This is a genomic window from Mesobacillus sp., assembly GCF_049588175.1.
Classification (GTDB): Bacteria; Bacillota; Bacilli; order Bacillales; family Cytobacillaceae; genus Mesobacillus.
On sequence record NZ_JBAVFI010000399.1, the window covers coordinates 1 to 5,715 of the forward strand.

Annotated in this window: 5 protein-coding genes and 1 pseudogene; all 6 read left to right on the forward strand. The window is 41.3% G+C overall.

Annotation, left to right across the window (positions count from 1 at the left end):
• Positions 1-552, forward strand: a pseudogene (locus WB217_RS10065) (cobyrinic acid a,c-diamide synthase); the annotation flags it as partial.
• An 8-nt stretch (positions 553-560) separates the two neighbouring features.
• Positions 561-1,661, forward strand: a complete 1,101-nt coding sequence (locus WB217_RS10070; protein ID WP_423993040.1) for a protein-glutamate methylesterase/protein-glutamine glutaminase — start codon at positions 561-563, stop codon at positions 1,659-1,661.
• 19 nt (positions 1,662-1,680) lie between these two features.
• Positions 1,681-3,729, forward strand: coding sequence for a chemotaxis protein CheW (locus tag WB217_RS10075; RefSeq protein ID WP_423993042.1), 2,049 nt, complete (start codon positions 1,681-1,683; stop codon positions 3,727-3,729).
• 52 nt (positions 3,730-3,781) lie between these two features.
• A complete protein-coding gene (locus WB217_RS10080) occupies positions 3,782-4,237 on the forward strand; it encodes a chemotaxis protein CheW (protein WP_423993044.1) in 456 nt (151 codons plus the stop codon).
• A gap of 19 nt (positions 4,238-4,256) precedes the next feature.
• Positions 4,257-4,898 carry a chemotaxis protein CheC gene (locus WB217_RS10085; protein ID WP_423993046.1) on the forward strand — a complete coding sequence of 214 codons (642 nt, stop codon included), beginning with the start codon at positions 4,257-4,259 and terminating at the stop codon, positions 4,896-4,898.
• Entirely contained in the window at positions 4,891-5,388 is a 498-nt protein-coding gene (locus tag WB217_RS10090) for a chemotaxis protein CheD (protein ID WP_423993048.1), read from the forward strand. The genes WB217_RS10085 and WB217_RS10090 overlap by 8 nt, the downstream gene beginning before the upstream one ends.
• The last annotated feature ends 327 nt before the right edge of the window (positions 5,389-5,715 follow it).

The following is a 5,715-nucleotide window of genomic DNA, read 5'->3' on the forward strand; positions in this document are numbered from 1 at the left end:
GGCTTAAGCCAGTTAATTAAAATGGATCATAATTCCGTTGATTATTTCACATCAAGCCTCGGAGAAGTCCTGAAAAAATATGATTATCTTATTTTTGATATGGGAGCAGGGTTGAATGAAGAAACGCTGTCAATCCTTCTATCAGTGAATGAAATCTTTGTAATTACTACAACAGAACCTACTTCACTTATGGATGCCTATGCGACCATGAAATATATCCATATGGCTGATTCAACTTTACCATTTTATTTAGTTGTCAACAGGGCTGGATCAGTAAAGGAAGGAAATGAAACCCTTTCCCGGCTGGAGGATGTTTTAAAGAAGTTTCTCGGCCGATCAACTATTAAGCTAGGGATGCTTCCGGATGACAAAAGTGTTCATGAGGCGGTAAAAAGGCAAATACCATTTGTAATGTTCAATGAACGGTCACAAGTTTCAAAGGGAATGGCCGCTATATTGGAAAAATATATGGACAAAGTGAGCTACAATGCCGAAAAGAGAGATAACAGAAGTTTTACAGCAAGATTAAAGCAATTCCTTTTCGAAAGGTAGTGGTCGAATTGGCAAAAATTAAGGTTCTCATCGTAGATGATTCGGCTTTCATGAGAAAGCTGATTAGCGACTTTCTATCTGAACATTCCAAGATTGAGGTTATTGGCACTGCACGAAATGGAGAGGACGCAATAAAGAAATGGCGGACCTTATGTCCGGATGTCATTACTCTTGACGTCGAAATGCCGATCATGAACGGATTGGAAGTTTTGAAGGTATTCATGAAGGAACAGCCGATACCTGTCGTCATGCTGTCTAGCACAACGAAGGAAGGTGCGGATACGACCCTTCAGGCAATACAGGCTGGTGCAGTTGATTTTGTAGCAAAACCGTCCGGCTCCATTTCAATCGATCTACATAAAATCAAGACGGAGCTGATTGAAAAGGTTCTCTCAGCAAGTAAAGCTAATCTGCGCAAAATAATGCATAATCACCAAGATCATATCCTTTCATCTTCAAAGGAAACGAAAAAATTCATCACCTCTGAAAAAATAGCGTCGGAAAAGCAGTCTATTACTGGAAACAGACTTGATGCCAATGCGAAAAAAATTGTCTGTATTGGCACTTCGACGGGTGGCCCAAGAGCTCTACAGCAAGTGTTGACATCATTGCCAAAGGATTTTGGCTCACCGATCCTTGTGGTACAGCATATGCCTGCAGGTTTTACGAAGTCCCTGGCCAATAGGCTTGATTCCTTAAGTGAAATTAAAGTAAAGGAAGCGGAGGACGGAGAACTGCTGCAAAAGGGAACAGCCTATATCGCTCCTGGCGGATTGCATCTTGAGGTGAAAAGTATTGGAACGAGCCTCGCTGTCAGTCTTGGACAATCTGCCCCACGCAATGGCCATCGCCCATCAGTGGATGTTCTGTTTGAGTCGGTTAGCAGCTTGGAGCATGTTTCAAAAATAACAGTCATCATGACGGGAATGGGATCGGACGGAGCCAAGGGTCTTATTGAAATGAAGAAAAACGGAAATGTAAAAGCGATTGCCGAATCACAGGAAACTTCTATTGTCTTTGGGATGCCAAAATCCGCTATTGCAACGAATTTGGTGGATGAAGTGGTGAATGTAGAAAATATAGCAGAATCAATCATGAATTATATTTAAGGCCGGGGGTGCGGAGCACATGGAATTAAATCAATATCTTGAAGTTTTTATTGAAGAAAGTAAAGAACATTTGCAGTCCTGTAATGAACAATTATTAGAACTTGAAAAGAACCCTGAAGATTTGACAATCATTAATGAGATATTCAGATCAGCACATACCCTTAAAGGGATGTCAGCAACTATGGGATATGAAGATTTGGCAAGCTTGACTCACCAAATGGAGAATGTGCTGGATGCAATCCGGAACAGCCGTCTGAAAACGAGCCCTGAACTACTTGATGTCATTTTCATTGCGGTTGACCACCTTGAAGAGATGGTCCAATCAATTGCAACAGGCGGAGACGGGAAAATGGACGTCGCTGAAGCTGTGGCCAAATTGAAATTGATTGAGATGGGTGAGCATCCTCATGTACATGCAAATGCAGAGGCTGCAGCAGCAATAGCGGTAGAAGCTCCATTGCTTTCAAACTATGATGAATTTGAGCTCACTGTACTGAAGCAATCAAAGGAGCAAGGTTTTGGTGTTTATGAGGTATCGATTGGGTTGCGGGAAGATTGTCTATTAAAAGCAGCCAGGGTATATATGGTTTTTGAGGTATTGGAACAGATTGGCGAAGTAATTAAAGCAAATCCTTCTGTAGAGCAGCTCGAAGAAGAACAATTTGATTCTGAATTTTCTGTTACAATTGTGTCTAAAGAAAACCAGGATGATATTAAAGGGAAAATCATGAAGGTATCTGAAGTGGTCAAAACGAATGTTAGATCACTTGAAATGGATGACTTTAAAGCTTTGACAAGTGACCCAGAACCACATGTGATCCAACAGAATGAAAACATTGCTGAGATGGTCATGAGCGAGTCTTCAGTTGAGACAGAGGTTCTTCCTGCAGTAGAAAAGAAGAATAATAGTAAGAATAACAGCAGCAAGACAATACGAGTAAATATAGAGCGTTTGGATATTCTGATGAATTTGTTTGAAGAACTGGTCATAGACAGAGGAAGGCTTGAACAAATATCAAAGGAACTCGAAAATACTGAACTTACCGAAACTGTCGAGCGCATGTCAAGGATTTCCGGAGACTTGCAAAATATCATTTTGAATATGCGTATGGTTCAAGTAGAAACTGTATTTAACAGATTCCCTCGAATGATCCGCCAGCTCGCGCGTGATCTGAACAAAAAGATCAATCTGGAAATCGTTGGGGCAGAAACGGAATTAGATCGTACGGTTATTGATGAAATTGGTGACCCGCTTGTCCACCTTCTGAGAAATTCTGTTGACCATGGAGTAGAGTCACCTGAAGATCGCCGGGCGAAAGGAAAGAGCGAGGAAGGAACGGTAGTCTTAAGAGCCTTCCATAGCGGAAACCACGTATTCATTGAAATCGAAGACGATGGAGCTGGGATCAGCAGAGAGAAAGTATTGAAAAAAGCTGTCAGCAAAGGGATTGTATCTGAGCAAGCGGCGCCTGCTATGACAGATAAACAAGTGTATGAATTAATCCTTTCATCCGGTTTTTCAACAGCTGAGAAAATCTCCGATATCTCTGGGCGGGGAGTGGGGTTAGATGTTGTCAAAAATACAATCGAATCATTAGGCGGCTCCATTTCAATTGATTCAAAAGAAAACGCTGGAACCATTTTCTCTATACAGCTTCCGCTTACATTATCAATTATTTCTGTCATGCTCGTTGAGATTCAGAAGGAAAAATTTGCGATACCTCTTTCATCTATTATTGAAACAGCAATAATCAAAGAAACAGATATTTTAAAAGCCCATAATCAAAAGGTTATCGATTTTAGAGGCAAGGTTGTTCCACTTCTGTTTTTGAAGGAGATCTTTGAAGTTCCTACTGAACCACAAGATGACCAATTCCATTCTGTGATCATTGTCCGGAAGGGTGATAAAATGGCCGGAATGGTTGTGGACTCTTTTATCGGCCAGCAGGAAGTAGTGCTGAAGTCACTGGGAAACTATTTAACAAATGTCTTTGCAATTTCAGGTGCAACAATCCTCGGAGATGGACAGGTAGCATTAATCGTAGACTGCAATGCATTAATTAAATAATCGCTGAGCTAATGATCTATATGTGCATGCTGAAAATATAGGAGTGAACAATATGGCTGAAATGCTGGTATCAGACTTGAAAGTAATTGTTTTCCAATTAAATGAAAAAGAATATGCTGTCCCCGTCGGTCAGGTGAAATCGATAGAAAAAATCATGCATTTCACAAGAGTGCCCCACACTTCACCTTATATAAAAGGTGTCATGAATCTTAGGGGAGTCGTCACACCACTGATCGATTTGCGTGTCCGTTTTGGCATTGAGGAACATGGTTATACAGATAGCTCTCGGGTAATTATTGTCTCGGTCGCGGAAGCTGAAGTGGGCCTCATTGTCGATGGAGCAAACGATGTAATCGATATTCCGTCCAGCATCGTCGAACCGCCTCCTGAAATTGTGGGTGCTGAAGCAGCAGAATTTATCAACGGAGTAATCAAACTAGACAAACGCCTGTTAATATTAATTGATTTAGAAAATATTCTTGGTGTTTTAGAGGAAAAAGACCTGTAAAGGTTGAAGGGGTCATAATATGTCGTTTCATATAAAAATATCTGATATGCATATTGATATATTAAAGGAAGTTGGCAATATCGGAGCAGGGCATGCAGCTACGGCACTTTCTACTCTATTAAATAAAAAGATCGATATGAAGGTTCCAAATGTCAGGATTGTCAGTTTTGATGAAATGATGGAAATGGCTGGTGGAGCAGAAAGTGTCATTGCGAGCGTATTCTTGAGAATTGAAGGAGACGCTCCTGGAAGCATGTTTTTTGTACTTCCATTACAGCAGGCGGAGAAATTTATCCGTCTGTTGATTGGAGATCAGACATTTTCATTTTCAGATTCGAAAGTTAATGAATTGGCGCTTTCTGCATTGCAGGAAATGGGAAACATCCTGTCAGGTTCCTACCTGAGCTCATTATCTGATTTTACGCAGTTAAATCTTATGCCGTCAGTTCCAGCGCTGAGTATTGATATGGCTGGTGCAGTCATAAGTTTTGGGCTGCTAGAACTATCGCAGGTCAGCGATTACGCAATTGTGATTGATACAGCATTAAATGAAGATGAAGGGCAGACTGATGAAAGTGTAAGAGGACATTTCTTTCTCCTGCCAGATCCTGAATCCTTTAATACCATTTTCAAAGCATTGGGAGTACTGGTTGATGTATAGTACTGCAGAAATCATAAAAGTTGGTATTGCTGATCTGAACACGGTAAAAGCGCCCCATTTAATCAAGACCACAGGTCTAGGGTCATGTGTAGGAGTTGTTTTGTATGACCAGGGCAGGGAAACAGCGGGACTAGCCCATGTAATGCTTCCGGATTCAACACTGTTAAAATCGGGTCCAGTTAATGAGGCGAAATATGCTGACACAGCAATTAAAGCTCTATACGACAAGCTGCTTAAGTTGGGAGCAAGGCCAGCCTGGATAAAAGCCAAACTTGCAGGTGGAGCTCAAATGTTTCAATTTTCCGGCAGCAGCGATTTGATGAGAATTGGCCCGAGGAATGTGGATGCAGTCCTTCATGAATTAAAGATATTAAGAATTCCGGTAGTTGCCCAGGATGTCGGCGGAAACAGCGGGCGAACGATAGAATTCGATCCAAAAACAGGTTTGATGCAAATCCGGACAGTTAATAAGGGTAATAGTGAGATATGATTTTAGTAAATGAATAGGCTATCGTAATGAATTTAATACTTTCTTATGCTTTGGTTCTATTAATGGTAATTGTATATTTTAAAACCTGTTGATTGTAGTGGAAGGCGCGAAGACTCCTCCGAAAATGCTAACGCATTTCCATCGTGCGTGGGCAGATTCGAGGAAGCTATTCAATGTCCTGCGGGCTTAGCTGGACAGGTGAGACCAAGGTGAAATGATACCATATATCATTTGCACCCCGCAGGAGTGAAGCGACGAGGAGGCTCAGCGCCAGCCCCTAGAAGAATTTGCTTATGAAAAAGCCGGCAGTTGGGCTTTATCATAATT

Bases quoted from the DNA above. Each gene is read 5' to 3' on its own strand.
- WB217_RS10075 (WP_423993042.1), top strand. From the start codon at position 1,681: ATGGAATTAAATCAATATCTTGAAGTTTTTATTGAAGAAAGTAAAGAA.
- WB217_RS10080 (WP_423993044.1), top strand. From the start codon at position 3,782: ATGGCTGAAATGCTGGTATCAGACTTGAAAGTAATTGTTTTCCAATTA.
- WB217_RS10085 (WP_423993046.1), top strand. From the start codon at position 4,257: ATGTCGTTTCATATAAAAATATCTGATATGCATATTGATATATTAAAG.
- WB217_RS10090 (WP_423993048.1), top strand. From the start codon at position 4,891: ATGTATAGTACTGCAGAAATCATAAAAGTTGGTATTGCTGATCTGAAC.